Origin of the sequence: Pseudomonas sp. 22072 (assembly GCF_052046095.1) — a bacterium.
Taxonomy (GTDB): Bacteria; Pseudomonadota; Gammaproteobacteria; order Pseudomonadales; family Pseudomonadaceae; genus Aquipseudomonas; species Aquipseudomonas paracarnis.
The window spans coordinates 36,544-60,748 of sequence record NZ_JBQEQE010000025.1 but is presented as its reverse complement, the minus strand read 5'-3'; the positions used below and the strand labels follow the sequence as shown (position 1 = coordinate 60,748).

The window sequence follows — 24,205 nt, the reverse complement described above, 5'->3', positions numbered from 1 at the left end:
GTGCGCCGCGACGAACGGGTCGTTCTTGACTTCAAACATGACAAGGCTTGTTGGAATGGGCTAGCTTCAAGGGCGTAGACCATCGATCAATCTGTGGAGGTACGCCATGCCAGTGAAACACGACCTGTATCAGGACTTGGGATTGAGCAAGGAAGACGTTCACAAGCGCAGGGCGCAAGACAACCGGTTGGACTCACTGCTCACTCAATACGACGACGCCGACGCCAAGGTGCTAAAAGCGGAAAAAGCCAGTGCCAGCGATGAAGAGGTGGAGAACCTGAAGAAGAAGCGGCTGTTGATCAAAGACGAAATTGCGCAGCGGCTGGGTTAAGCAAACCCGTAACCTGTGGCGAGGGAGCTTGCTCCCGTTNCGCCGATGGGGGCGCTTCGCACCCCAGCGGGAGCAAGCTCCCTCGCCACACACACACACGGAATGTGCACATTTGTTCAGAATTGTCTGGAGGACAAGTGTCGCTTCTCTCCTTATGATGCCCCCGTCCACTCGGCTCTGGGGCTTGTTGCGGCGCAAGGATTGCGTTGTTTGAGCCGGGTGGGCATCCTCAGAATTCATGCAACACAGGGCCGAATCGGTCGGCTGCAAATGCCGTCTGTGGGAGCTGGCTTGCCTGCGATGGCGGCCTCCCAGCCGACGCCTACCTACCTGACACACCGCGATCCAACTGTGGGAGCGGGCTTGCTCGCGAAGGCGGCCTGACAGGCGACGCAGGTATACCGGGTGTATATCCATTCCTGCGGTAACGGCCACTTAGGGTTCCGCTTTTACAGCGGCTCACTTTTGAAAAGCCCAAAAGTAAGCAAAAGGCTCTTGCCCCACCACTCGGCACCTCGCTTAGGCTCGGTGTGCCCGTAATCCTCCAGTGATTTGGGGGGCCGCCGCCACGCGCCATCCATGGCGCGGGGCGGCTAAACCCGCATCCCTGCCGGTTTACCCCCCAAATCCCTGTCGAATTCCGGCCAGCGTGGTTTGACGGGGCGCTTAAGATCAAGATCAAAAGCAGATCAAGATCAAAAGCGGCTCGCTTCGCATCGTGGTTACCATCAACGCCGTGACGCTTGGCGTTCGGTCTTGCATCCAGTCATTTCAACAGCGTTTCAACGCATATATCCATGGAACGCTGCTGCGTCTGCTCATACAACTGCAACTCATCAATCGTCCTGCGCCCCAGCGCCTGTTCGAAGGCATCTCGGTTGGAGTTGCCCGCGTAGTGACTCTGCGCCCCATCCCCCAGGTTTGACTGGAAGATCCCCGCCGCACTGACCGGCAAAAAGTCCTCATACACCAACGGCTCCACCGCCACATGACCGGCACCGACCAGCGCCTCCAATGTGCGCGGCTGATCGGCCTGGGCGCGTGCCGTCAGGCCTTTATCGGTGACGAAGTAGCGAAAATACGCCAAGCCCTGCTCGCGCATCTGCGGGTAGTTATCGGGGAAGGCGTGGAAGTGCTGTTCCATCAATTGCACATAGCGCTCGGCGTTGGCTTCATTGGGGAATGTGCCGAGTTCGTCACGGGCGGCGTTCAGCAGTTGGTCGTACAGGGCGCGGCCTTTAGGGGTAAGTGCGACCCCGCGTTGTTCGATTTCGCCGAAGCGCGCGCTGTGGCTACCGTGGGCATCGGTGAAGGCGATGGGTTCGTCCAGGGCCTTGAAGCTGGTCTGGCGCAGCAGGATCGGGCACTGGCGCCGGGGTGGGCCTTCGATCACGGCTTTGGGAGTGATGCCTTTGCCGGGCATCGCCGCCTGCACCTGGTCGATGTCCAGGGTGCGTGGGGTCAGGTGGTTGATGTGCGGGCCTTTGAACGCGACGACGTCGGCGATCAGTCGGTGCTGGTCGCTCAGTTGCTGATATTGGGCGCCGGTGACCGTGGCAGTGTGGTGCCAGCGGAACGTCTCCAGGGCCTGGCGGATAAAGGCCTCGGCATCGCTGGCATTCAAGCCGCCTTGGGTCTCTGCCTGGTCGATCAATGCCAAGGCCTCGCCGGTGAAGATCGAGCGCTTGGCCAGGGCGCTTTCGGCGAAGGCGCGCAGGTCGGGGTTTTCGATCAGTTCCAGGCGCAGCAACGAAGTGAACACGCGAAACGGGCTGGTTTGCAGCGCGTGTTCATGCACGGCGCGAAAGGCGGTGGAGTGAACAGGTACGCCAGCGGGGGTGAGGTCGTAGTACCCCACCGGTTGCATGCCCATCACCGCGAACAAACGGCTGATAGTCGCCAGTTCCGCAGCGGTGCCCAAGCGGATGGCGCCGTGGCGTTCCATGCCCAGGCGCTGGATTTCGCCGGTACGCTGCAACTGGTGCGCCAGGCCCGGTTCGCTGTCGAGCACATGTGCGTTGGTCTCGGCCACCAATTCCAGCAACGCCCCATATAAAGGAACTTCCTCTCGATACATGTCGGACATGGCCTTGGAAAAGCCCTTGCGGATCTCGTCAGGGCTGACATGTGCAGTGGCGTGCATAGAAAAATTCCTGATGACTGGAGCGATGAAAGTGGCCTTTGCCTGATTTTGTTGAGCAGCCTGCCGCCTTGCAAACGAAGATTCTTCTGGACTTCATTCTGCAAATGAATGAGTTGACCCTGCGCCCAAGTCTTCATGTGCAAGCGGGCGTCATTGGGCTCTACACTGCGCTCCACTGTGTAGGTGAAGGAGGACCCAATGACGGCCAAACCCGCAACCAACCTGCTGGACACCCTCGAAGGCCAGCGCCTGGCAACGCCAGGCGCCGAGCAGTGGCGCGACTGGGGCCCGTACCTGAGTGAACGCCAATGGGGCACGGTGCGCGAAGACTACAGCGCCGACGGTGACGCCTGGGCCTACTTCCCTCATGAGCATGCACGCAGCCGCGCCTATCGATGGGGCGAGGATGGATTGGCCGGTTTCAGTGACAAGGCTCAACGCTGGTGCCTGGGCCTGGCGCTGTGGAACGAGCGTGACGCAATCCTCAAGGAACGTCTGTTCGGCCTCGACAACGCCGAAGGCAACCACGGTGAAGACGTCAAGGAACTGTACTTTTTCGTCGATGGCGTGCCGAGCCATGCCTACATGCGCATGCTCTACAAATATCCCCATGCGGCCTTTCCCTACGCTGACCTGATCGCCGAAAACGCCCGTCGTGGGCTGGCGGATGCCGAGTATGAAATCCTTGATACCGGTGTGTTCGCAGACAACCACTACTGCGACGTCAGTGTCGAATACGCCAAGCATCAGCCCGACGATATTTTCATGCGCGTCACCGTGCATAACCGTTCGGACCAACCCACACGCCTGCAGGTGCTGCCCCAGCTCTGGGCGCGCAATGACTGGAGCTGGACCTTCGATGCACCCAAGCCCAGCTTGAGGTTGGACGGCGAGCGGGTTCTGGCGCGTCATCATGAGCTCGATGATCGCCACCTCAGTGCCTGGGGCCAGGACGGGTTGCAGTGGCTGTTCTGCGAAAACCAAACCAATCGGCCCAAACTGGACGGGCAACCGGCGCCGGGGCCATTCAAGGATGGCATTAATGATTACGTGGTGGGCGGGGTTGAGTCGGCCGTTCGCCGGGACGCCGGCACCAAGGTGGCCGCGCATTTCACCCTTGAACTGGCGGGCCAGGAAAGCAAAACCCTTTACCTGCGTTTGGCGCCTTTGGACGCGCCCGATGTCAATGCGCGCAAGCTATTCGAACAGCGCCGCCAGGAGGCCGATGACTTCTACGCGGTCTTGCAACAGGGCCTTGCCGATGACGATGCGCGCAATGTGCAACGCCAGGCCCTGGCCGGCCTGCTGTGGTCCAAGCAGCTGTACTATTTCGACGTGAACCAGTGGCTTGACGGCGACCCGGCCCAGCCCGCGCCACCGCCCGAGCGTCTGCTTATCCGCAATACCCATTGGCGGCACCTGAGCAACTTCGACATCTTGTCCATGCCCGACACTTGGGAATACCCCTGGTATGCCTCCTGGGATCAAGGCTTCCAGGCGGTGGCCATCGCGCTGATCGACCCCAGTTACGCCAAGCAACAGCTGTTGCTGCTGGTAAAGGACCGCTTCATGCACCCCAACGGCCAATTGCCGGCCTACGAATGGCGCTTTGACGACGCCAACCCGCCCGTGCACGCCTGGGCCAGCTGGCGCGTATATCAGCAGGACAAGGCGTTGACCGGCGTGGGCGACATGGATTTCCTGGAGCGCATCTTTCATAAGCTGCTGCTGAATTTCTCCTGGTGGGTCAACCGCAAGGACGCCGAGGGCCGCAACCTGTTCCAGGGCGGTTTTCTGGGCCTGGACAATATCGCCTTGTTCGACCGCTCGGCCCCGTTGCCGCCGGGTTACCAGTTGGACCAGGCCGATGGCACCGCCTGGGTGGCGGCCTATGCCCTGGACCTGATGCGCATCGGCCTGGAGTTGGCCAAGCGCAATGTGGTGTACGTGGACATTGCCGTGAAGTTTTTCGAGCATTTCCTCTACATCGCCGGCGCTATCAACCGCGTCGATGACAGCGCCGAAGGCTTGTGGGATGAGCAGGACCAGTTTTTCTACGACGTACTGCACCGTCCTGATGGCCAGAGCGAACCGGTGCGCCTGCGCTCCATCGTCGGGTTAATGCCGCTGTTCGCGGTGCTTGTGCTGGAACAGCGCGAGCACGAGGGCCTGGGAGGCTTGCGCGAGCGCCTGCTGGGCTTTATGCATCATCGGCCGGACCTGGCCAGGTTGGTTTCGCGCTGGACCGAACCGGGGCAGGGCAACCGCCTGTTGCTGGCGCTGCTGCGCGGTGAACGCACCAAGGATTTGCTGCGACGCATGCTGGATGACCAGGAGTTCTTGTCGGCCTTTGGCGTGCGCGCCCTGTCCAAGGCGTTCGCCGAGCAGCCCCTGGCGTTGAAGATGAATGGCGACACCTTGTGCGCCAGTTACCAACCCGGTGAATCCGACTCACGCTTGTACGGCGGCAACTCCAATTGGCGCGGGCCGCTGTGGATGCCGGTCAATTACATGCTGATTGAATCGTTGCGCGAATTTCATCGCTATTACGCGGAGCATTTTTCCGTGGAGTACCCGACGGGCAGTGGGTATCTGGCGTCACTCGAGGAAGTGGCTGACAGCCTCAGCGAGCGGCTGACGCGGCTGTTTCTCAAAGATGAAAACGGTGTGCGGCCGTCGATGGCGGGGTATGCACAGCTGCAGGAAGACCTGGCCAGTCGTGACCTGGTGTTGTTCCATGAGTATTTTCATGGTGAGACAGGGCGAGGGCTGGGGGCTTCACACCAGACCGGGTGGAGCGCGTTGGTGGCGTTGTTGCTACAGCCAAAAACCTGAGCAGTCCTACGGATTTGCTTTTCTGTGGGAGCTGGCTTGCCTGCGATACAGGCACCGCGGTGNAGGCAAGCCAGCTCCCACAGGGGATCTTCATTCACCGCGAGAATGCAGGCAAAAAAATCCCGCCTGGGGAGGCGGGATCAGGATTCAGGGTTACCCGTGAATCAGGAAGGGAACAGCTCGCTCAGCTTCATCGCCAGCATCATGTCGCCTTCGGTGCGCAGCTTGCCGCCCATGAACGCTTGCATTCCGTCGGTGGAGCCGTCGACGATGCCTTCCAGGGTCTCGCTGTCCATCACCAGGGTGACCTGCGCGTCAGGGTTTTCGCCTTCTTTGAGCTCGCAGGTCTTGTCCTTGACCACCAGCGAGAAATTCTTGCTGTCGTCGATACGGAAACCGAACACCAGGTCCAAGCCTTCGGCAGCGCTTGGGTTGAATTTGGCTTTCATTGCTTCTACTGCTCTAGCTACGTCAGTCATGGTTTCGATCCTTAAGGGTAGAGTCCAGTGACCTTGGGGTCACGGTTGGCCGCAGTTCATCGGAAAGTGATGAGCTGCGGCGCCTTCAACAGTTGCAAGTGGGCGTGACTGTTGAAGGAAGCCAGTGCCACCTCGCGACCACGGAACTTCAATTGGTTGAGCGAGGTGTTAACAATTTGCCAGTTCATTTCGAAGGCCTGGGCGGCAGGCATTCGGGTAATCAGGTGGAGCAGGGCGGTGATGGTGCCGCCGGAGGTGAATACGGCGATTTTGTCGGTGTGGTTGGCGGCTTCAAGGATCCGCTGCAAACCACCCTGGACCCGCTCGACAAACCCCAGCCAGCTTTCCAGCCCGGGCGGATCATAGGTGCCGGCCAGCCAGCGTTCGATGATCAGGGCGAAAATGCGTTGGAACTCGCTGCGGTTCTGCGGGCCATTGCGCAGGATGTGCACGGCATCCGGCTCACTGCTGAGCAGGTCGGGTAACAGGCCGCGAATGATTGCCTCGCCGTCGAACTCGTTGAACGCGCTGTCTGTTTCCAATGCCGGAACCGGCAAGCCCAGGGCGCTGTACTGGTCGAACGTGGCGCTGGCAGTGTGCTGCTGGCGACGCAGGTCGCCGGCGATGCAGCGGTCAAACGCAATGCCCAGGTCTGCCAGGTGGCGACCGAGCACTTGCGCTTGTTCCACGCCAATGGGCGAGAGGACGTCATAGTCGTCTGCACCGAAGGAAGCCTGGCCATGTCGAATCAGATAAATGCTGCCCACGTCCGTTTTCCCGGTACGTTGAAAGTCTGGCGAGGTTATGAGGATGCCTGCGAGCTGTCAATGAAAAAACATACGCTTGTTTTAAAAGCGCGTTGGAGCCCGCCTGCTGGCGGTTTGATCACTGGCTCCTTCGCAGTGGCGTCGGTATGCTGAGGCCATCCGCGCCTGGCGCAGTGCATTTTTTAAGGAGACATATGGATTTTTTGGCCGAATACGCGAGCTTTCTGGCGAAGACCGTCACCCTGGTGGTCGCTATTCTGGTGGTACTGATCAGCTTTGCAGCACTGCGCAGCAAAGGTCGTCGTAAATCCGCCGGCCAATTGCAGGTCAGCAAGCTGAATGATTTCTACAAGGGCTTGCGTGAGCGCCTGGAGTCCAGCCTGCTCGACAAGGACCAGCTCAAGGCCCTGCGCAAGTCCGAAACCAAAGCTGAAAAGAAGAAAGACAAGAAGAAGCCCGAGCCCAAGCCACGGGTATTCGTGCTGGATTTCGACGGTGACATCAAGGCCTCGGCCACCGAAAGCCTGCGTCATGAAATCACCGCACTGCTGAGCCTGGCCACGCCCAAGGATGAAGTGGTGCTACGCCTGGAAAGCGGCGGCGGCATGGTGCACAGCTATGGCCTGGCCTCCTCGCAACTGGCGCGTATCCGCCAGGCCGGCGTGCCGTTGACCGTGTGCATCGACAAAGTCGCGGCCAGCGGTGGCTACATGATGGCGTGCATCGGCGAGAAGATCATCAGCGCTCCCTTCGCCATTCTCGGTTCCATTGGCGTGGTGGCGCAGTTGCCCAACGTCAATCGCCTGCTTAAAAAGCACGACATCGACTTTGAAGTGCTGACCGCCGGTGAATACAAGCGCACGCTCACAGTGTTCGGCGAAAACACCGAGAAGGGCCGGGAGAAGTTCCAGGAAGACCTGGACATCACTCATCAGCTGTTCAAGAACTTCGTCTCGCGTTACCGCCCGCAGTTGGCGATTGACGAGGTGGCCACTGGCGAAGTGTGGTTGGGGGTTGCCGCTCTCGACAAACAACTGGTCGATGAGCTGCAAACCAGCGATGAATACCTGGCCACCAAGGCCAAGACCGCCGAAGTGTTCCACCTGCACTATGCCGAGCGTAAGAGCCTGCAGGAGCGCGTGGGCTTGGCGGCCAGCGGTTCGGTGGACCGGGTGCTGTTGACCTGGTGGAGCCGCTTGACCCAGCAGCGGTTCTGGTAAGCCATTACTGAAATCCAGGTAATCCCTTGTCGATCGTTCCCACGCGGAGCGTGGGAATGCCACCAGTGACGCTCTGCGTCACCCTGGCGTAGGTGGGACGCGGAGCGTCCAAGGCTGCATTCCCACGCGGAGCGTGGGAACGATCATGTCAGGTCAAACGGGGTTTAATCGAGTCCGCCAACTGCGTAAGGATCAGGCAGCACGATACGGCCCCGGCATCCAGAACGCCGAGGGAGCGCTCACCCAAACGACTCGCTCGGCCAATCTTGGCCACCAGGTCCTTGGTCGAATCCCGCCCCTGAGAAGCAGCGCTTTTCATCGCGTCGAGTGCATCGCTGAAAGAACGCGCCGCTGCATGCGCCCGTTCAAAGGCTTCCACCGCCGGGATCAACGTGTCCATCAAGCACTTGTCGCCCACGCCCGCTTCGGTGATGTCCTGCAACGAGGTCAAGCCGCCGCGCAGCAGATGGGCGAAGGTGGCGGCGTCGATGTCTTCACTGCCGCGCACTTCGTCGGCCATACCGATAAACAGGCTGCCATACAAGGGCCCCATGGAGCCGCCGATGCCTTCCATCAGGCTCAGGGTCAGTTCATCCAGGGCTTCGGCCAGGGTCAGTTGGCGGCCTTCGATCGTACGGCCGCAATGGGCAAAGCCCTTGGCCATGTTGATGCCATGGTCGCCATCGCCTATAGCGCCGTCGACTTCGCTGAGGTACTCCCGGTTGGCCACGATCACGCTGACCAGGTCGGCGACGATGGCGCTACCCTCATGGGTGGAAAAATGCTGGCTCATGGTTCACTCCGCCTGGGTCATGCCGATGGAGCGGCAGGGTTGGTCGATCAGGGTTTTCAGCTCGGCGTCGAGGCCGAGCAGGGTCAAGGTCACGCCCATCATCTCCAGGGACGTGAAGTAGTTGCCCACGTAGCAGCGGTGAATCTTCAAACCTTTGGCCTTGAGCTGTTTTTCCACCTCGGCGTAGAAAATATACAACTCCATCACCGGGGTGGCGCCCAGGCCTGAGACCAGCACCACCACGCTATCGTCCTGGCTGAAATCGCGGTCGGCGAGGATCGGCACCAGCATGCGCTCGGCCATGGCAGCGGCCGGTTCAATCGGGATGACTTCGATGCCCGGTTCGCCATGATGGCCGATACCCAGCTCCATCTGGCCGTCGGGAATCTGGAAGTTCGGCTTGCCCACCGCGGCTATCGTGCAGGGCGTAAGGCCGATACCAATCGAGCGGCAGTGGTCGACGGTTTTCTGCGCCACCCGAATCACGCCGTCCAGGTCGTAATGCTGGGCAGCGGCGGCACCGCCGATCTTCCACATGAAGATCTCCCCGGCTACACCGCGACGCTTGGCGATGTCGGCCTTGGGCGCGGAGGCCACGTCGTCGTTGGCGACCACCGTGCGGATGCGCATGTCTTTGCTGGCGGCCATTTTCATCGCCAGCTTCACGTTCATATTGTCGCCCGCGTAGTTGCCATACAGGCATGCCACGCCTGCGCCATGGTCGGCGGCGCGGAAGGCGTCGAAAAAGCTTTTGGCGGTGGGCGAGGAAAAAATCTCGCCAACGGCCACCGCATCCACCAGGCCTGGGCCTACATAACCGAGGAACGCCGGCTCATGCCCGGAGCCGCCGCCGGTGACAATGCCGACGCGGCCCTGGGCGGAGGGCTTGGCCTTGACGATGACCCGTGGGTTGCTTTCGTACTGGCGCAGCTCGGGGTGCGCGACCAGGATGCCGCGCAGCATGTCTTCGACCACTTGGTCGGGATCGTTGATGACTCGATTCATAACGCGGGTTCCTGTGTTCTTGTTCTAAGGGGCGACACCCTTCCATTGTGGGAGCAGGCAAGCCAGCTCCCACAGGGTTTTGTGTTGTTACTGAGATCAGGGTTCGAGCACAACCTTCAGCGATTTATCGCCGCGTTCCATCACTGCAAAGGCTTCCTTGAAGTCCGCCAGCGCAAACTTGTGGGTCACCACGTCGCGCATATCGATCTTGCGGTTGCCGATAAAGTCTATGGCCCTTGGGTACATATACGGCCCCAGGTGCGAGCCGAGGATATCCAGCTCCTTGCGGTCACCGATGATCGACCAATCCACCGTGGCCTCGTCATTGAACACGCTGAATTCCACAAAGCGTCCCAGCTTGCGCAGCATCGCCAGGCCTTGGTTCACCGCCTTGTGATGCCCGGTCGCCTCGATATAAATGTCGCAGCCGTAGCCATCGGTGATTTCGCGGATCTTCGCCAACACATCCACCTCGGCCGGGTTCCACACTTCATCGGCGCCCAGGCGCAGGGCGAGGGCGGCGCGTTCGGGTTTCATGTCCAGCACGATGAGTTTTTTCGGGTTGCGCAACCGCACCGCGCCGATGATGCCCAGGCCCAGGGTGCCGGCGCCGGCGACCACCACGATATCGTCATGGTCGACGTTGGCGCGTTCCGCCGCGTGTAGCGAGCAGGCCAGGGGTTCGATCAGGATCGCTTCATCGGGGGCGATGGATTCCGGCACTTTGTGGATGATGCCTTCCTTGGTGAAGATCATGTATTGCGCCATGGCGCCCTGCACATTGTTCTGGAAGCCATACAGGTCGTGCTTCTGGCACATCCAATACTGGCCGTGGTTGCAAAAGCGGCAGCCCCAGCATGGCACGATCTGCTCGGAGATCACCCGGTCGCCCACGGCCACGCCGCGTTTCTCGGCGCCTGGGCCAAGGGCGACTACGCGGCACACGAACTCATGCCCGGGGATCATCGGCGGCTTCACGTAGCGCGGTTGCTCGGCATCGCCCCAAAACGACGGCGCGCCGCGATAGGTCTTGATATCGCCCATACAAATGCCGCACAGCTCGACTTTGGTCAGGATCTCGTCGGGGCCGGGCGTGGGCACGTCGACGGTTTCCAGACGGTAATCTTCCGGGCCGTGGCAGACCACAGCCTGCATGGTTTTCGGGATGCTCGGGGCGAGTTGTTCAGGTGTGCGTTCGGTGACGGTGGACATGACAAAACCTCACGACATAACGATGAATTACTGAATGCTGTAGCCGCCGTCGATCACCATGTTGGCACCGGTGATCATCTGTGCGGCGTCGCTGAGCAGGTACAGCGCCAGCCCGGCGATTTCTTCCGGCTGGGCAAAGCGACCTGCCGGAATCTGCAATTTGGCCCGCTCACCCACCTCGCCCGCCCAGGCTTTTTTGCCCAGGGCGGTTTCGACGATGGTCGGAGAGATGGCGTTGACGTTGATCTGCGGCGCCCACTCCATGGCCAATACCTTGGTCATGCCGACGATGGCGGCCTTGCTGGCGCAGTAGGCGACGTGACGGTCCAGGCCAATCACGGCAGCCTGGGACGCCAGGTTGACGATGCGCCCGCTGCCCTGGGCGATCATGTGCCTGGCGCAGGCCTGAGCCATGAAAAAACTGGCCTTGAGGTTGATGTCCAGGGTGGTGTCCCAGGCGCTTTCGCTGACCTCGATGGCCTTGTCCAGCAGCACCACGCCTGCACTGTTGATCAGGTAATCCAGGCGCTGGAAATGCGCGAACACCTTGTCGACGGTCGGTTGTATCTGGTCGATCCTCCCGAGGTCGACGGCAATGCCAAGGTGCCCGGCACCCAGGCTGGCGGCCACCTCGACCACGGCCGGGTCGCGGTCCAGCAGCGCCACCCTTGCGCCGCGTTCCGCCAGCAAGGTGGCGCAGGCCAGGCCGATGCCGGCGGCGCCACCGGTGATCACCGCGCAACGGCCGCTGAGGTCGAAGGCTTGGTTCCAGAAACCAGACATGAATGACTCCTCGTTCTCACGCTCTGCGTGGGAATGCCGCGTGGAACGCTCTGCGTTCCGATGTTAAGTGACGCGGAGCGTCACGGGATGCGTTCCCACGCGGAGCGTGGGAACGATCAAACTACTTACCGCCGCTGACTTGCTTGTACAGCGCATCCGCATTGGCATTGGTCACCGGCACCCAGGGCAGGATGTAGTTCTTGGCTGTGCCGTCGGCCCATTTCACGTCCTTGGCGTAGCGCTCCCAGATCACCGATTGCGGCTTGTAGTCCTCGCCTGCCAGGGCGCGCAGGGCCACGTCCAGTGCGCCTTGGGATTGGGCCTGGGCATCCTGGAGGAAGGTGGTGACTTCGTCCTTTTTCGCCGCCTGGATCGCATCCGGCATGCCGTCGATAGAGGTCACGGGCACATCCTTGGCGGTGAGGCCATGGGACTTCAGCGCCTGCACGGCGCCCAGGGCCATGTCGTCATTCTGGGCGATCACGCCATTGATGCCCTTGGGGTGGGCGTTGAGCCAGTCTTCGGTGAGCGTCATGGCCTGGGCGCGGTCCCAGTTGGCGGTTTTCTTTTCGATGATCTTGATGTCCGGGTGTTTGCCCAGCACTTCCAGCTCGCCTTTTTCCCGGTCGATCTGCGCCGACTGGCCAATCGGGCCCTGGATGATCACCACATTGCCTTTGCCATTGAGCTTGTCGACCATGGCCTGGGCCTGCAGGCGGCCGCCTTCCACGTCGTCGTTACCCACATACGGCACGCTGGCATCGGCTACTTTCGTATTGGAGGCGATGACCACCACGTCGTTGCTCATGGCGGCCTTGACGGTACCGACGCCGGCCTTGGTATCAATCGGTACGAACAGAATCGCGTCGTAGCGTTGGGTCACCATGTTTTCGATCTGGTTGTTCTGGGTCAGGGCGTCGTAGTTGCCGTCGAACACGGTCAACTGCACGGTGCCATCCTTGACGGCCGGATGTTCCTTGAGCTCGCGGACCCAGTTCTGCATGAACTGACCCTTGAGGCCATAGACGGCTGCGCCGATCTTGTAGGTCTTGCCGTCGGCGGCCAGGGCGATACTGCTGGCGAGCAGGGAGAGGGCCGCCGCAGCGGCCAGGGTGGTACCCAGTTTCATAAGTAGAACTCCAGTTATTGTTATGGGTCGTTCTTCAGCGTTTCTTCTTGCGCCACACGTCGATCAGTACTGCAAACACGATGATCAGGCCCTTGGCGACCTGCTGGTAATAGGAGGACACGCCGAGCAGGTTCAGGCCGTTGTTGATCACGCCGATCAACAGTGCCCCGAACAAGGTGCCGACAATGCTGCCGGTACCGCCGGACAAACTGGTGCCACCGATCACCACCGCGGCAATCGCGTCCAACTCATAGGAAACCCCGGCCTGGGGCAGGGCAGAGGTGGTGCGTGCCGACAGCACCACGCCGGCCAACCCGGCGAGCAGGCCCGAGACCACGTAGACCGAGAACATCACCTTGCGCACGCCAATGCCCGATGTGCGCGCGCTTTTTTCATTGCCGCCCACCGCGTACACATAACGGCCGTAGGTGGTGTAGCGCAGCACCATCCAGAAAATAAGCGCGACCACGGCGAAGATGATGATCGGCACGCCCACCGGGCCGACCTTGCCGATGCCCAGGGCCAGGTAGGCGTCGGGCAGGTCGGTGATCGGGCTGCCGTCGTTGAGAATAAAGGTCATGCCCCGGGCGATGCTGAGCATGCCGAGGGTGGCCACGAACGGCGGGATCGACAGGTTGGCGATCATGAAACCATTGACCACCCCGAGCATCGCGCCGGCAAACATCCCCGCGCTGACCGCCGCCAACAGGCCATAACCCTGGGTGGCGACCATGGCGCTGCACAACCCGGCGAACGCCAGGATCGACCCCACCGACAGGTCGATGCCCTTGGTCAGGATCACATAGGTCATGCCCACGGCGAGAATGCCGTTGATGGAGGTCTGGCGCAGGATGTCCATCCAGTTGCGCCAGGTCATGAAGTATTCGCTGGAAAACGCCATCACCACGCACAGCAGGATAAACACCAGCGGCAGGCCGAAGCGGTCGAGGGACAGGCGCAAGCGGTTGCGCGGCGCGGCAGTAACGGGAGCAACGATGGTTTTGGCATTCATGAGGCAAGACTCAACAAGGCTTCCTGGGAAAGGGCGGTGTCGGTGCTGATAGTGACCAGCCGGCCGCCTTTGAAGACGGCGATGCGGTCGCTCAAGTGCAGCAGTTCCGGTGCTTCCGACGACACCACAATGGCTGCGCCACCGGCGCGCACGAACTGGTCGAGCAGGTGGTAGATCTCCTGTTTGGCGCCTTCGTCGATGCCGCGGGTGGGTTCATCGCAGAGCAGGCATACCGGCTCGGTGGACAGGCATTTGGCGAGCACCACCTTTTGCTGGTTGCCGCCGCTCATTGATGCTACCGGCAGCTCCAGGGAGCTGGTCTTGATCTGCAAGCGCTTGACCATCTCCTCGGCCAGTTGCGCTTCTTTACGTGCGTTGATCAGCGACCAACTCGACAAGCGCTTATAGGCCGACAGTGCAATGTTCGACAGGATGCTGCCGGTCAGCACCAGGCCGCTGTCCTTGCGGTCTTCGGTAACCAGCGACATGCCGGCGTCGATGGTCGCCTTGGGCTGCCCGATGGGCATGGGCTTGCCTTGCAAGGTAACGCTGCCGGAATCCGCCACGGTCAAGCCGTAGATGCAATTGAGGAATTCACTGCGCCCGGAGCCCATCAACCCATAAATGCCGAGAATCTCGCCACGGCGCAGCTGCAGGCTGATGTCGTGGAACTCACCGTTGCGGCTCAGGTTGTCGACTTGCAGGCAGGTGCTGGCCGCACATTCGCGGCCCGCTTTGTGGTCGATGCGCGTCAGTTCCTGGCCGACAATGCCGCGCACCAGGTGGTCGCGGTCGATATCGGCCATGCGCCCGCTTTCCACAAAGGCGCCATCACGGAAGATGCTGTAGTCATCGGCGATCTGCGCCAGTTCGCTCAGTCGATGGGACACGTACACGATGCCGGCACCGCGCGCGGTAAGGCGGCGAATCGCCTTGAACAGGGTTTCGGCCTCGCGCTCGCCGATGGCTGAGGTGGGCTCGTCCATGATCATCACCTGGCAGTCATGGCTGAACGCCTTGGCGATTTCCACCAATTGCATCTGCGCCACGCTCAAGCGGTGCATGGGGCTGGTGGCGTCGACGTCGAACTCCAGGCTTTCGAGCAGTTCGCGGGTGCGGCGGTTGTGGGCCTTGCTGTCGACGATGCAACCGGCGCGGCGCGGTTCGCGGCCCAGCCAGATGTTTTCAGCGACGGTCATGTAGGGGATGGGTTCGAGCTCCTGGGTGATCATTGCGATCCCCGCGGCCAGGGCTTCACTCGGGCGATTGAACTGCACCGGTGCGCCGTTGAGCAGAATGCTGCCGGCGTCACGCTGGGTGATGCCCATCAGGATGCTCAAGAAGGTTGACTTGCCGGCACCGTTGCCGCCGCACAGGGCGTGGACGCTGCCGGCGCGCAGAGAAAGGCGCCCGTCGCGCAGGGCTGGTACCCCGGCGTAAGCCTTGGCGACGTGTTCAGCCTGGAGCAGTAATGGCGTGGCCATCGGCGTGTCCTCGTGCTGTGAATTCTTATTAGGTCGCACAGTCATGTTTCGCTGTGATCATATGTGTATCAAATGAAATTCTGATCAGTCAATCTCTTTCACTTAAAAGGTGTGATTCTCATCTTTGACGCGTTTATTGCCTTGCTATAGGGCTTTGACTGGCAGGTCAGTTAAATCTCGCTTGACAGTAAGGGGTGAATGCTTGCGAAATGAGTGAGAGATATTTCACTAAGTGATCATTTGATCAGTGGAGTTTGGCGCCATGAACACACCTTTCCCGGTGGCTATCGGATGTGATGAAGCGGGTTTTGAGCTCAAAGAGTTGTTGAAGCGCCATATCGAGGCGTTGGGGTACCCGGTCACCGACTTCGGTACGCATTCAACGGCGCCGGTGCTGTACCCGGACATCGCTCTGGCCGTGGCCACCGCCATCAATGCCGGGCAACAGCGCCTCGGCGTGCTGGTATGCGGCACCGGCATAGGCATGGCCATCTCGGCCAACAAAGTTCTGGGCATCCGTGCGGCCCAGGCCCATGACACCTACTCTGCGGAGCGGGCGCGCAAGAGCAACGATGCGCAAATCCTCTCCATCGGTGCGCGGGTCATCGGTGCGGAGTTGGCCAAAAGCATCGTCAGTGCGTTTTTGGCCTCGGAGTTCGAAGCGGCGCGGTCCGGGGCCAAGGTCGAACGCATCAATGCGATCGAGCGCGATGGGCATCAGTAGTGGACGGCGCGGGGCAAGAGTCGGGAGAATGCGCCTTTGACGCCGAAACGGAAGCCCGTCCCCATGAGTGACAGTACCCAGCGCATGGCCAGTGATATCGATCAGATGACCGAAGTGGCGATGCTCTATTACCTTGAGAACGTCACTCAGGAGGCCATTGCCAAGCGCTTTGACCTGTCGCGGGCCAAAGTCAGCCGCCTGCTCAAGCGTGCTCGGGATGAAGGGATCGTCGAGGTGCGCGTATTGCAGCATCCGGCGATGAACAACGAGCTGGAGCGGGCGCTGGTGGAGCGCTTCAAGCTCGACCGCGCCTTGATCGCAGTCGACCACAGCGACCCCGACACCCAGCGCTCGGCGGTCGCCAGCCTGGTCGCCAACTACCTCAACAAGACCCTGAGTGATGGGATGATCGTTGCCGTGGGCATGGGGCGTAACGTCGGCGCGGTGGCCGATAACGTGTTTCTGCCGGTGACCCGCAACTGCACTTTCGTGTGTGCCATCGGCGGTTCGCTCAAGGCCGGCGAATACATGAACCCTGACCACATCTGCCGACGCCTGGCCCTGCGCTTTGGTGGCGAAAGTGAAAGCCTGTACGCCCCGGCGCTGGTGGCCAACCCGGAACTGCGCGGGGTGCTGATCAACAACGACACGGTGCGTTCGACTCTTGACCGCGCCCGCCGTGCCGATATCGCCCTGATCGGCATCGGCGACATGAGCGAGAACAGCAACATGGTGCGCATGGGCTGGTTCTCGCCCCAGGAAATCGCCCAGGCGCGGTTGTCTGGCACCGTGGGCGACATGATGGGCTATGACTTTATCGACATTCACGGCCAGCCGGCGGTCAACGCCATCCAGGGGCGCGTGATCGGGTTGACGGTGCAGGAGCTGTTTCGCATCCCGGATGTGGTGGCGATTGCCAGCGAGAACACCAAGGCGGCGGCGACCTTGGGGGCGTTGCGTTCGGGGGTGATCAATACGCTGGCGACCACCGTCACCAATGCCCACACCATCCTGGCGCTGGACGATGCCACTCGTAAAACCTGATACAGATCGTTCCCACGCTCCAGCGTGGGAACGCATCCTGTGACGCTCCGCGTCATCCTTGCGCGGGTGGGACGCGGAGCGTCACAGGCGGCATTCCCACGCAGAGCGTGGGAACGATCATGCATCGAGGTGCCGGCATCGCAGGCCAGCTCCCACAAGAGTTGCTGTGCTTCTGATGGGGGGTTTACAGGTTTTGTAATAGTTTTGCGTTGTGGGAAATTTGTATTTCGAATGTAGGATTCAAGTCCTTTTGTCATTTCAGGACTTGCATGAACACCCTCTCGGAGCCTCCCAGTCGTCTTTCCCCAAGACAACCGCTGTCGCTGTTCCCGCTGAAGCACCCCGTATTCCGTCAACTAACCTTGTCCCGGTCGCATGACCGCACTTTGCCGTGCCCGGCGTTCTGAACACTTTAAAGACAGAGAATTTATAAATGGAATGGTTAGCGGATCCTACGGCCTGGCTCGGCCTTGCGACCTTGATTGTGCTGGAACTGGTGCTGGGTATCGACAACCTGGTGTTTATCGCGATCCTGGCGGACAAGTTGCCGCCGGAGCAGCGTGACCGTGCACGTTTGATCGGTTTATCCCTGGCGCTGCTGATGCGCCTGGGCCTGTTGGCGAGTATTTCCTGGTTGGTGACCCTGACCCAGCCGCTGTTCGAGGTGTTCGACAAGAGCTTCTCCGGCCGTGATCTGATCATGCTGTTTGGTGGTGTGTTCCTGTTGTTCAAGGCCACCATGGAATTGCATGAGCGCCTTGAAGGCCATGTGGCGCAGCACAAGGGCAGTGTGGCTTACGCAATGTTCTGGCCTATTGTCGCGCAGATCGTGGTGCTGGATGCGGTGTTCTCCCTCGACGCGGTGATTACCGCCGTGGGCATGGTTGACGAGCTGGCGGTGATGATGATCGCCGTGATCGTGTCCATCGGCCTGATGATCGTGGCGAGCAAGCCGCTGACCCGTTTCGTCAATGCGCACCCCACCGTGATCATGCTGTGCCTGGGCTTCCTGATGATGATCGGTTTCGCCCTGACCGCCGAAGGCCTGGGCTTCCATATTCCCAAGGGCTACTTGTACGCGGCCATTGGCTTCTCGATTCTGATCGAGGTGTTCAACCAGATCGCCCGAGCCCGTCGCAAAAAATCGGCACAGGGTGTGTTGCCGGTGCGTGAGCGTACCGCCCATGCGGTGATGCGCTTGTTGGGCGGCCGCAGCCTGGCGGTGGAAGAGGTGGGTGAAGAGGTAGCCGACCTGCTGGGCGAGCCGGATGCTGCGCAGGGTCCGCTGTTTGACCGGCGCGAACGGGTGATGATCAGCGGTGTGCTGCAACTGGCCGAGCGGCCGATTCGCACCCTGATGACCCCAAGGGCCAAGGTTGATTGCATCGACCTGGCGGACGACCCCGAGACGATCCGTCTGAAACTGATGCACTCGTCCTACTCGCGTCTGCCGTTGATCCGTAACGGTGCGGTGGATGAGCCCCTGGGTTTTGTGCACAAGAAGGAGTTACTCAAGGAGTACCTGGCGGGCAACGAGCCGAACCTGGAACACCTGGCGCGTCGGGCGATCAACCTGCTGGACAGTTTTTCGATCCTCAATGCCCTCGAGCAGATGCGCCAGGAGTCCACTCACATCGCTTTCGTGATCAACGAATTCGGCGACTTCATGGGCGTATTGAGCATGACGGATATTCTGGAATCCATCGCCGGTGAATTGCCCGATGCCAGCGAAATCGAAGGACCCGATATTGTCGAGCAAGGCGATGGCTTCCGTGCCAATGGCGCATTGAACCTCAACCTGGTGCGTCAACGCACGGGCTTCAAGGCGGTGACGACCGAGGATTATCAAACCCTGGCAGGTTTGGTGATGAGCCTGCTTGACCGCCTGCCGGTGGTGGGCGATAGCCTGGAACATGAAGGCTGGCGTTTGACCGTGGCTGAAGTGGAGGAGCGTCGAGTGACGCAAGTGCACTTGCACCCTTGCTCAGGTCATAACGGCTGAAGATGTTCTTCACGTACTGCTCTTGTTCTTCAAGGGGGCCCAAACCTTTGTGTTTTTCCACCAGGGCGCCCTTGCGATAGATCAGCAGCGTCGGGGTGCCTGACACGTCAGGGTGCCTCGGCGTATGGGCGCAATCGAGTACCAGGCTCACGACCCAGGGATGCTGCCAGGCGTGCTGTTCGAACACGGAGCCTGCCTGCGCGCAAGCGGGGCAGTGCTCTGATACAAACAGGAGGAACACCGGGCGCGGTGTATTCAGTACGCGTTCGAACGCTGTGACGCTGGAAATGATGCGGGTGGCCATTCCCATGGTGATCTCCCTTCAAGCCGCGTGGGTGTTTGCCAACGCTAAGCCCGTGGCTTATCACCGTCTACTGTCAATCTTCACAGGTCTGCCTCGCGCTCTATGCGCTCCCTGGCCTTGCGGGCCTGGCTCGCGCACTTCTCGTATTCCTCATTGTCACGGGAGGCCTTGGCCCGGCGATAGCCATGGTGATTCTGGGCGGTGTAGTCGGTACTGAAGGCTTCCTTGAGTTTCTGCAGTTCTTCCTTGCATTCACGACGGTCGCTACTGGCCAGGGCGTTGCCAGCCACCCCGAGCAGAAGCACGGGCAAGATATATCGCAGTTTCATCAGTCAGGGTTCCATGTAAGGGCGAGCAAGCACGCTCTTAGAGGTTAGCCCAGGCGTTCGGTATTGGTGCGCAGTAACAGGGTTTGAGGTCTTGCGTAGCAAAGCGTTTGTACTCACAGGCAGGCGCCGTATTCCCGTCAGGCCGCTATCTGACTGATCCATAAGGCATTTGTGGGACGCATGTCTTTCCATGAGCACCTATGGCACACTTTCTGCTGTCTATTCCGTTGTTACATACCAAGTTCCGGTATAGCGGAATACACCCTCCCTGGAGTGCTTGTCATGCATCACCGACCTTCCGTATTCAAAGCGTGTGTTTTTCTCGTCGCTGCATCGGCTTCCCTCGCCAGCGTGGTGCAGGCGGCGGACAGCAAGCTCGATGATGTGCTCAAGCGTGGGCACTTGATCGTAGGTACAGGCAGTACCAATGCGCCGTGGCACTTCCAGGGAGCGGATGGCAAATTGCAGGGGTTTGATATCGACATCGGCCGCATCGTGGCCAAAGGCTTGTTCAATGACCCGAGCAAGGTGGAGTTTGTGGTGCAGTCGTCCGATGCACGTATTCCCAACCTGCTCACCGACAAGGTCGACATGAGCTGCCAGTTCATCACCGTTACCGCCAGCCGTGCGCAGCAGGTGGCCTTCACCCTGCCGTACTACCGGGAAGGCGTCGGCCTGCTGCTGCCCAACAACAGCAAGTACAAGGAAATCGAAGATCTCCAAGCCGCAGGTGATGACGTTACCGTGGCAGTGCTGCAAAACGTATACGCCGAAGAGTTGGTGCACCAGGCGCTGCCCAAGGCCAAGGTCGACCAGTACGACAGTGTCGACTTGATGTACCAGGCCGTGAACTCAGGCCGCGCCGATGCCGCCGCCACCGATCAGTCCTCGGTCAAATACCTGATGGTGCAGAACCCTGGCCGCTACCGCAGCCCCACCTACGCCTGGAGCCCGCAAACCTATGCCTGTGCGGTCAAGCGCGGCGACCAGGACTGGCTGAATTTCGTCAACACCGCGCTGCACGAAGCCATGACCGGTGTGGAATTCCCCAGCTACAAAGCCTCGTTCAAGCAGTGGTTCGGCGTGGACCTGCCAGAACCGGCGATTGGTTTTCCCGTGGAATTCAAGTGACCCGCAACAACAGGGGCGTGCTTGAACACGCCCCCTTCAGGTGCTGCTGACCATGAACTATCAGTTGAACTTTGCCGCCGTCTGGCGTGATTTCGACACCTTGCTGGCGGGGCTCGGCCTGGGGCTGCAGTTGGCGTTGCTGTCGATCGCCATCGGCTGCGTGATCGGCCTGTTGATGGCGTTTGCCATGCTTTCCAGGCACCGCGCGTTGCGTATTATTGCCTCGGTGTATGTGACGGTGGTGCGCAACACCCCCATCCTGGTGTTGATCCTGTTGATCTACTTCGCCTTGCCCTCCCTGGGCATTCGGCTGGATAAGATTCCCTCGTTCATCATCACCCTGTCGCTGTATGCCGGCGCCTATCTCACCGAGGTATTCCGTGCAGGCCTGGTGAATATTCCCAAGGGCTTGCGGGAAGCCGGCCTGGCCATCGGCCTGGGGGAGTGGCGGATTCGCGCTTACATCACCGTGCCGGTGATGCTGCGCAACGTGTTGCCGGCACTCTCGAACAACTTCATCTCGCTGTTCAAGGACACCTCCCTGGCCGCCGCGATCGCGGTGCCGGAGCTGACCTATTACGCCCGCAAGATCAACGTCGAAAGCTACCGGGTGATTGAAACCTGGCTGGTCACGACCGCGCTCTACGTGGCTGCCTGTTACCTGATTGCCATGCTGCTCCGTTACCTGGAACAGCGTTTGGCTATCCGTCGTTAAGGAAGGGTCCCATGTACGAATCCCCCAATTGGCTGCATGAATTGTGGATCGCCCGCGAGACTCTTTGGGCTGGCTTCCAGGCCAGCGTGGCGGTCTCGGCGCTGGCGATTGTCTTTGGCACCCTGATCGGCATCGTCGCCGGGTTGATCCTGACCTATGGCAAGTTCTGGATGCGTGCGCCGTTCCGCCTGTATGTCGATTTGATCCGTGGCACGCCGGTGTTTGTGCTGGTATTGGCATGTTTCTACATGCTGCCGGCCCTTGGCTGGCAAATCAGTGCGTTCCAGGCCGGTGCGGTCGGGCTCACCTTGTTCTGTGGCTCCCATGTATCGGAAATCGTGCGCGGCGCGCTGCAAGCCATTCCCCGTGGGCAAATGGAAGCGGGCAAGGCGATTGGCCTGACGTTTTATCAGTCCCTGGGCTACGTGTTGTTGCCCCAGGCGCTGCGGCAGATTTTGCCGACTTGGGTCAATTCCTCCACGGAAATTGTCAAGGCTTCCACCTTGCTGTCGGTGATCGGCGTGGCCGAATTGCTGCTCAGTACTCAGCAGGTGATCGCGCGCACCTTCATGACCCTGGAGTTCTACCTGTTCGCCGGTTTTCTGTTCTTTGTCATCAACTACGCCATCGAATTATTCGGGCGCTACATTGAAAAACGGGTGGCCTTGCCATGAACCAAGCTCAAACCAACCCAGCGCTGCTGGACATTCGTGGCCTGCGTAAACAATACGGCCAGGTGGAAGTGCTCAAGGGCGTCGACCTGTCCATGCAGCGCGGCAATGTGGTGACGTTGATCGGCTCCAGCGGCTCGGGCAAGACCACCTTGCTGCGCTGCGTGAACCTGCTGGAAGAGTTCCAGGGCGGGCAGATCACCCTGGATGGCGAGTCCATCGGCTACAGCGATGTCGGCGGCAAGCGTGTACGCCACCCGGAGCGAGTGATCGCCCAGCACCGCGCAATGACCGGCATGGCGTTCCAGCAATTCAACCTGTTCCCGCACCTGACCGCGCTGCAGAACGTCACCCTCGGCTTGCTCAAGGTCAAGAAAATGGGCAAGGATGAAGCGGTGGCGCTGGCCGAAAAATGGCTGGACCGCGTCGGCCTGCTGGAGCGCCGCAACCACTTTCCTGGCCAATTGTCCGGCGGCCAGCAACAGCGCGTGGCCATTGCCCGGGCCATTGCCATGAACCCCAGCCTGATGCTGTTCGACGAAGTCACCTCGGCCCTCGACCCGGAGTTGGTGGGCGAAGTGCTCAGCGTGATCAAGGGGTTGGCGGAGGAGGGCATGACCATGTTGTTGGTCACCCACGAGATGCGCTTTGCCTATGAGGTCTCGGACCAGATCGTCTTCATGAACCAGGGCCGCATTGAAGAGCAGGGCAGTGCGAAGGACATCTTCGAGCGGCCGCAGTCGCCGCGACTGGCAGAATTTCTCAAGAACATTCGTTTTTAACAAGGAGCAACTTTATGAGCATTACTCGTTACGGCACCGGCAGCACCGCAGGTGGCGGCCAGCCACGTCCGTTCGCCCGCGCGGTGGAAGCCGATGGCTGGCTGTACGTGTCGGGCCAGGTGCCTGCGGTGGACGGTGAAATCATCAGTGGCGGCATCATCGAGCAAACCCGCCAGACGATGCGCAACGTGGTGGCGATCCTCGAAGAAGCCGGCTACGAACTCAAGGATGTGGTGCGGGTGGGCGTATGGTTGGAAGACCCACGGGACTTCTGGAGTTTCAACAAGGTATTCGGCGAATACTTCACCCCGGAACACGCCCCGGCGCGCGCCTGCGTGCAGGCCAATATGATGGTCGATTGCAAGGTCGAGATCGATTGCGTGGCCTACAAGAAAAAGGCCTAACTGATCATTCCCACGCTCTGCGTGGGAATACCGCCTTGGACGCACTGCGTCCGCGCATGTGACGCAAAGCGTCACCGCATGCATTCCCACGCAGAGCGTGGGAACGATCATCTGGAACGGGACCGAGTACTGCCATGACCGAAGACACCATCAAACGCCGCGCCAAAGGCCTGGACCGTGCGTTCGATATCCTCGATTTTCTCAAGGAAATCGGCCAACCCCTGCGCCCGAATGATATTGCCAGCGGCATTGGCAGCCCCAAATCCACGGTCTACGAACTGGTGGCGTCGTTGCTGGAGCGGCGCATCCTGGAGACCGTGGGCAAGGACGGCCACGTGTATCTGGGGCGCCAGCTGTATTTCCTCGGCCAGGCACACTTGCGTCACTTCGACCTGACCCGCGAGGCCGACCACGCCTTGCAGGAGATCGTCAGCCAGACCCACGAAACCGCGCAGATGTGCCTGCTCAACGGCCGCAAATACACGGTGGCGCTGATGCGCGAGGGCCAGCGGCATTTCCGTATTTCTTCGGACATAGGTGAAAACGCGCCCATTCCGTGGACTGCCTCGGGACGCTTGTTGCTGGGGCATTTGAGCGATCAGCAGATCGTCGACCTGATCGATCCCGACGATTTCATCCTGCCGGATGGCCTGCGCCTGCCGCTGGACACCTTTCTGGCGCAGATTCGCCAGGCCAGCCTGGATGGGTTCTTCTCCTTCGACAGTGTGGCCGACACCTTCACCCACTGCTTTGCCGCCCCGGTGCGCGATGCCCAGGGCATCAGCATCGCGACCCTGTGCATCGTCGCCCCCCGGGCTGATGCGAGCAAAAACTACCACGACTATCGCCGGGTACTGATCGACAGTGCCAACAGCCTGGCCCGGCGCATCAACGAATAGGAGTTTT

At 60.5% G+C, this 24,205-nt stretch carries 23 protein-coding genes and 1 pseudogene; 12 read left to right on the top strand and 12 right to left on the bottom strand.

What is annotated here, in order from left to right:
* Nucleotides 1-106 precede the first annotated feature (106 nt).
* A complete protein-coding gene (locus tag ACTJLA_RS21935) occupies nt 107-331 on the top strand; it encodes a YdcH family protein (protein WP_054896555.1) in 225 nt (74 codons plus the stop codon).
* A gap of 766 nt (nt 332-1,097) precedes the next feature.
* On the opposite strand, the gene hglS is transcribed toward ACTJLA_RS21935, so the two are convergent.
* Nucleotides 1,098-2,474: a 2-oxoadipate dioxygenase/decarboxylase HglS gene (hglS, locus tag ACTJLA_RS21930; protein ID WP_089042555.1), complete on the bottom strand. Its 1,377-nt coding sequence runs from the start codon at nt 2,472-2,474 to the stop codon at nt 1,098-1,100.
* A gap of 198 nt (nt 2,475-2,672) precedes the next feature.
* On the opposite strand from hglS, the gene ACTJLA_RS21925 reads away from it, so the two are divergent.
* Nucleotides 2,673-5,309 (top strand): MGH1-like glycoside hydrolase domain-containing protein, encoded by a 2,637-nt coding sequence (locus ACTJLA_RS21925; RefSeq protein ID WP_314544221.1) that lies wholly within the window; start codon nt 2,673-2,675, stop codon nt 5,307-5,309.
* 164 nt (nt 5,310-5,473) lie between these two features.
* Here the strand turns inward: ACTJLA_RS21925 and ACTJLA_RS21920 are convergent, their stop codons facing one another.
* Both ACTJLA_RS21920 and ACTJLA_RS21915 read right to left on the bottom strand, forming a co-directional pair.
* Entirely contained in the window at nt 5,474-5,788 is a 315-nt protein-coding gene (locus tag ACTJLA_RS21920) for an SCP2 sterol-binding domain-containing protein (RefSeq protein ID WP_314544219.1), read from the bottom strand.
* A gap of 56 nt (nt 5,789-5,844) precedes the next feature.
* On the bottom strand, nt 5,845-6,555 hold the full coding sequence (locus ACTJLA_RS21915; protein WP_034135852.1) for a histidine phosphatase family protein: 711 nt from the start codon (nt 6,553-6,555) through the stop codon (nt 5,845-5,847).
* Between the two features lie 194 nt (nt 6,556-6,749).
* Between ACTJLA_RS21915 and sohB the strand changes: the two genes are divergently transcribed.
* Complete coding sequence (sohB, locus tag ACTJLA_RS21910; protein ID WP_054918580.1) at nt 6,750-7,775, top strand: protease SohB; 1,026 nt, start codon at nt 6,750-6,752, stop codon at nt 7,773-7,775.
* 148 nt (nt 7,776-7,923) lie between these two features.
* On the opposite strand, the gene dhaL is transcribed toward sohB, so the two are convergent.
* From dhaL to ACTJLA_RS21875, 7 genes are all read right to left on the bottom strand, one after another.
* On the bottom strand, nt 7,924-8,568 hold the full coding sequence (gene dhaL / locus ACTJLA_RS21905; RefSeq protein ID WP_054918578.1) for a dihydroxyacetone kinase subunit DhaL: 645 nt from the start codon (nt 8,566-8,568) through the stop codon (nt 7,924-7,926).
* A 3-nt stretch (nt 8,569-8,571) separates the two neighbouring features.
* Complete coding sequence (locus ACTJLA_RS21900) at nt 8,572-9,573, bottom strand: dihydroxyacetone kinase subunit DhaK (protein WP_089042557.1); 1,002 nt, start codon at nt 9,571-9,573, stop codon at nt 8,572-8,574.
* Nucleotides 9,574-9,669: 96 nt separating this feature from the next.
* Nucleotides 9,670-10,785: an erythritol/L-threitol dehydrogenase gene (locus ACTJLA_RS21895; protein ID WP_019817618.1), complete on the bottom strand. Its 1,116-nt coding sequence runs from the start codon at nt 10,783-10,785 to the stop codon at nt 9,670-9,672.
* 27 nt (nt 10,786-10,812) lie between these two features.
* Nucleotides 10,813-11,568: an SDR family oxidoreductase gene (locus tag ACTJLA_RS21890; RefSeq protein ID WP_060767525.1), complete on the bottom strand. Its 756-nt coding sequence runs from the start codon at nt 11,566-11,568 to the stop codon at nt 10,813-10,815.
* A gap of 121 nt (nt 11,569-11,689) precedes the next feature.
* A complete protein-coding gene (locus tag ACTJLA_RS21885; RefSeq protein WP_014718192.1) occupies nt 11,690-12,697 on the bottom strand; it encodes a substrate-binding domain-containing protein in 1,008 nt (335 codons plus the stop codon).
* 34 nt (nt 12,698-12,731) lie between these two features.
* A complete protein-coding gene (locus tag ACTJLA_RS21880; RefSeq protein ID WP_014718193.1) occupies nt 12,732-13,709 on the bottom strand; it encodes an ABC transporter permease in 978 nt (325 codons plus the stop codon).
* Nucleotides 13,706-15,193, bottom strand: coding sequence for a sugar ABC transporter ATP-binding protein (locus ACTJLA_RS21875; RefSeq protein ID WP_440842111.1), 1,488 nt, complete (start codon nt 15,191-15,193; stop codon nt 13,706-13,708). The genes ACTJLA_RS21880 and ACTJLA_RS21875 overlap by 4 nt, the downstream gene beginning before the upstream one ends.
* Before the next feature lie 262 nt (nt 15,194-15,455).
* Here ACTJLA_RS21875 and rpiB point away from each other — a divergent pair, with 262 nt between their 5' ends.
* From rpiB to ACTJLA_RS21860, 3 genes are all read left to right on the top strand, one after another.
* Nucleotides 15,456-15,917, top strand: coding sequence for a ribose 5-phosphate isomerase B (gene rpiB / locus ACTJLA_RS21870; protein ID WP_019817614.1), 462 nt, complete (start codon nt 15,456-15,458; stop codon nt 15,915-15,917).
* A 63-nt stretch (nt 15,918-15,980) separates the two neighbouring features.
* Entirely contained in the window at nt 15,981-16,961 is a 981-nt protein-coding gene (locus tag ACTJLA_RS21865; protein WP_034125745.1) for a sugar-binding transcriptional regulator, read from the top strand.
* Nucleotides 16,962-17,394: 433 nt separating this feature from the next.
* The gene (locus ACTJLA_RS21860; protein WP_314544190.1) at nt 17,395-18,963 is read left to right on the top strand and encodes a TerC family protein; all 1,569 of its coding nucleotides are present in this window, start codon (nt 17,395-17,397) and stop codon (nt 18,961-18,963) included.
* A 22-nt stretch (nt 18,964-18,985) separates the two neighbouring features.
* On the opposite strand, the pseudogene ACTJLA_RS21855 reads toward ACTJLA_RS21860, so the two are convergent.
* A pseudogene (locus ACTJLA_RS21855) lies at nt 18,986-19,267 on the bottom strand (thioredoxin family protein); the annotation flags it as partial.
* 80 nt (nt 19,268-19,347) lie between these two features.
* On the bottom strand, nt 19,348-19,596 hold the full coding sequence (locus ACTJLA_RS21850) for a hypothetical protein (RefSeq protein WP_034125743.1): 249 nt from the start codon (nt 19,594-19,596) through the stop codon (nt 19,348-19,350).
* A 282-nt stretch (nt 19,597-19,878) separates the two neighbouring features.
* On the opposite strand from ACTJLA_RS21850, the gene ACTJLA_RS21845 reads away from it, so the two are divergent.
* The 6 genes from ACTJLA_RS21845 (at nt 19,879) to ACTJLA_RS21820 (ending at nt 24,198) form a co-directional block, all read left to right on the top strand.
* The gene (locus tag ACTJLA_RS21845) at nt 19,879-20,727 is read left to right on the top strand and encodes a transporter substrate-binding domain-containing protein (RefSeq protein ID WP_314544187.1); all 849 of its coding nucleotides are present in this window, start codon (nt 19,879-19,881) and stop codon (nt 20,725-20,727) included.
* A gap of 52 nt (nt 20,728-20,779) precedes the next feature.
* Nucleotides 20,780-21,442: an amino acid ABC transporter permease gene (locus ACTJLA_RS21840; RefSeq protein ID WP_034125741.1), complete on the top strand. Its 663-nt coding sequence runs from the start codon at nt 20,780-20,782 to the stop codon at nt 21,440-21,442.
* A gap of 11 nt (nt 21,443-21,453) precedes the next feature.
* Nucleotides 21,454-22,116 (top strand): amino acid ABC transporter permease, encoded by a 663-nt coding sequence (locus ACTJLA_RS21835; RefSeq protein ID WP_314544182.1) that lies wholly within the window; start codon nt 21,454-21,456, stop codon nt 22,114-22,116.
* Nucleotides 22,113-22,895, top strand: a complete 783-nt coding sequence (locus ACTJLA_RS21830; protein WP_020301585.1) for an amino acid ABC transporter ATP-binding protein — start codon at nt 22,113-22,115, stop codon at nt 22,893-22,895. Before ACTJLA_RS21835 ends, ACTJLA_RS21830 begins: the two co-directional genes overlap by 4 nt.
* 14 nt (nt 22,896-22,909) lie before the next feature.
* Nucleotides 22,910-23,299 carry a RidA family protein gene (locus ACTJLA_RS21825; RefSeq protein ID WP_057014351.1) on the top strand — a complete coding sequence of 130 codons (390 nt, stop codon included), beginning with the start codon at nt 22,910-22,912 and terminating at the stop codon, nt 23,297-23,299.
* 134 nt (nt 23,300-23,433) lie between these two features.
* Nucleotides 23,434-24,198 (top strand): IclR family transcriptional regulator, encoded by a 765-nt coding sequence (locus ACTJLA_RS21820; RefSeq protein WP_003191821.1) that lies wholly within the window; start codon nt 23,434-23,436, stop codon nt 24,196-24,198.
* Nucleotides 24,199-24,205: the final 7 nt, after the last annotated feature.

Bases quoted from the DNA above. Each gene is read 5' to 3' on its own strand.
- ACTJLA_RS21935 (WP_054896555.1), top strand. From the start codon at position 107: ATGCCAGTGAAACACGACCTGTATCAGGACTTGGGATTGAGCAAGGAA.
- hglS (WP_089042555.1), bottom strand. From the start codon at position 2,474: ATGCACGCCACTGCACATGTCAGCCCTGACGAGATCCGCAAGGGCTTT.
- ACTJLA_RS21925 (WP_314544221.1), top strand. From the start codon at position 2,673: ATGACGGCCAAACCCGCAACCAACCTGCTGGACACCCTCGAAGGCCAG.
- ACTJLA_RS21920 (WP_314544219.1), bottom strand. From the start codon at position 5,788: ATGACTGACGTAGCTAGAGCAGTAGAAGCAATGAAAGCCAAATTCAAC.
- sohB (WP_054918580.1), top strand. From the start codon at position 6,750: ATGGATTTTTTGGCCGAATACGCGAGCTTTCTGGCGAAGACCGTCACC.
- dhaL (WP_054918578.1), bottom strand. From the start codon at position 8,568: ATGAGCCAGCATTTTTCCACCCATGAGGGTAGCGCCATCGTCGCCGAC.
- ACTJLA_RS21900 (WP_089042557.1), bottom strand. From the start codon at position 9,573: ATGAATCGAGTCATCAACGATCCCGACCAAGTGGTCGAAGACATGCTG.
- ACTJLA_RS21895 (WP_019817618.1), bottom strand. From the start codon at position 10,785: ATGTCCACCGTCACCGAACGCACACCTGAACAACTCGCCCCGAGCATC.
- ACTJLA_RS21890 (WP_060767525.1), bottom strand. From the start codon at position 11,568: ATGTCTGGTTTCTGGAACCAAGCCTTCGACCTCAGCGGCCGTTGCGCG.
- ACTJLA_RS21885 (WP_014718192.1), bottom strand. From the start codon at position 12,697: ATGAAACTGGGTACCACCCTGGCCGCTGCGGCGGCCCTCTCCCTGCTC.
- ACTJLA_RS21880 (WP_014718193.1), bottom strand. From the start codon at position 13,709: ATGAATGCCAAAACCATCGTTGCTCCCGTTACTGCCGCGCCGCGCAAC.
- ACTJLA_RS21875 (WP_440842111.1), bottom strand. From the start codon at position 15,193: ATGGCCACGCCATTACTGCTCCAGGCTGAACACGTCGCCAAGGCTTAC.
- rpiB (WP_019817614.1), top strand. From the start codon at position 15,456: ATGAACACACCTTTCCCGGTGGCTATCGGATGTGATGAAGCGGGTTTT.
- ACTJLA_RS21865 (WP_034125745.1), top strand. From the start codon at position 15,981: ATGAGTGACAGTACCCAGCGCATGGCCAGTGATATCGATCAGATGACC.
- ACTJLA_RS21860 (WP_314544190.1), top strand. From the start codon at position 17,395: ATGGAATGGTTAGCGGATCCTACGGCCTGGCTCGGCCTTGCGACCTTG.
- ACTJLA_RS21850 (WP_034125743.1), bottom strand. From the start codon at position 19,596: ATGAAACTGCGATATATCTTGCCCGTGCTTCTGCTCGGGGTGGCTGGC.
- ACTJLA_RS21845 (WP_314544187.1), top strand. From the start codon at position 19,879: ATGCATCACCGACCTTCCGTATTCAAAGCGTGTGTTTTTCTCGTCGCT.
- ACTJLA_RS21840 (WP_034125741.1), top strand. From the start codon at position 20,780: ATGAACTATCAGTTGAACTTTGCCGCCGTCTGGCGTGATTTCGACACC.
- ACTJLA_RS21835 (WP_314544182.1), top strand. From the start codon at position 21,454: ATGTACGAATCCCCCAATTGGCTGCATGAATTGTGGATCGCCCGCGAG.
- ACTJLA_RS21830 (WP_020301585.1), top strand. From the start codon at position 22,113: ATGAACCAAGCTCAAACCAACCCAGCGCTGCTGGACATTCGTGGCCTG.
- ACTJLA_RS21825 (WP_057014351.1), top strand. From the start codon at position 22,910: ATGAGCATTACTCGTTACGGCACCGGCAGCACCGCAGGTGGCGGCCAG.
- ACTJLA_RS21820 (WP_003191821.1), top strand. From the start codon at position 23,434: ATGACCGAAGACACCATCAAACGCCGCGCCAAAGGCCTGGACCGTGCG.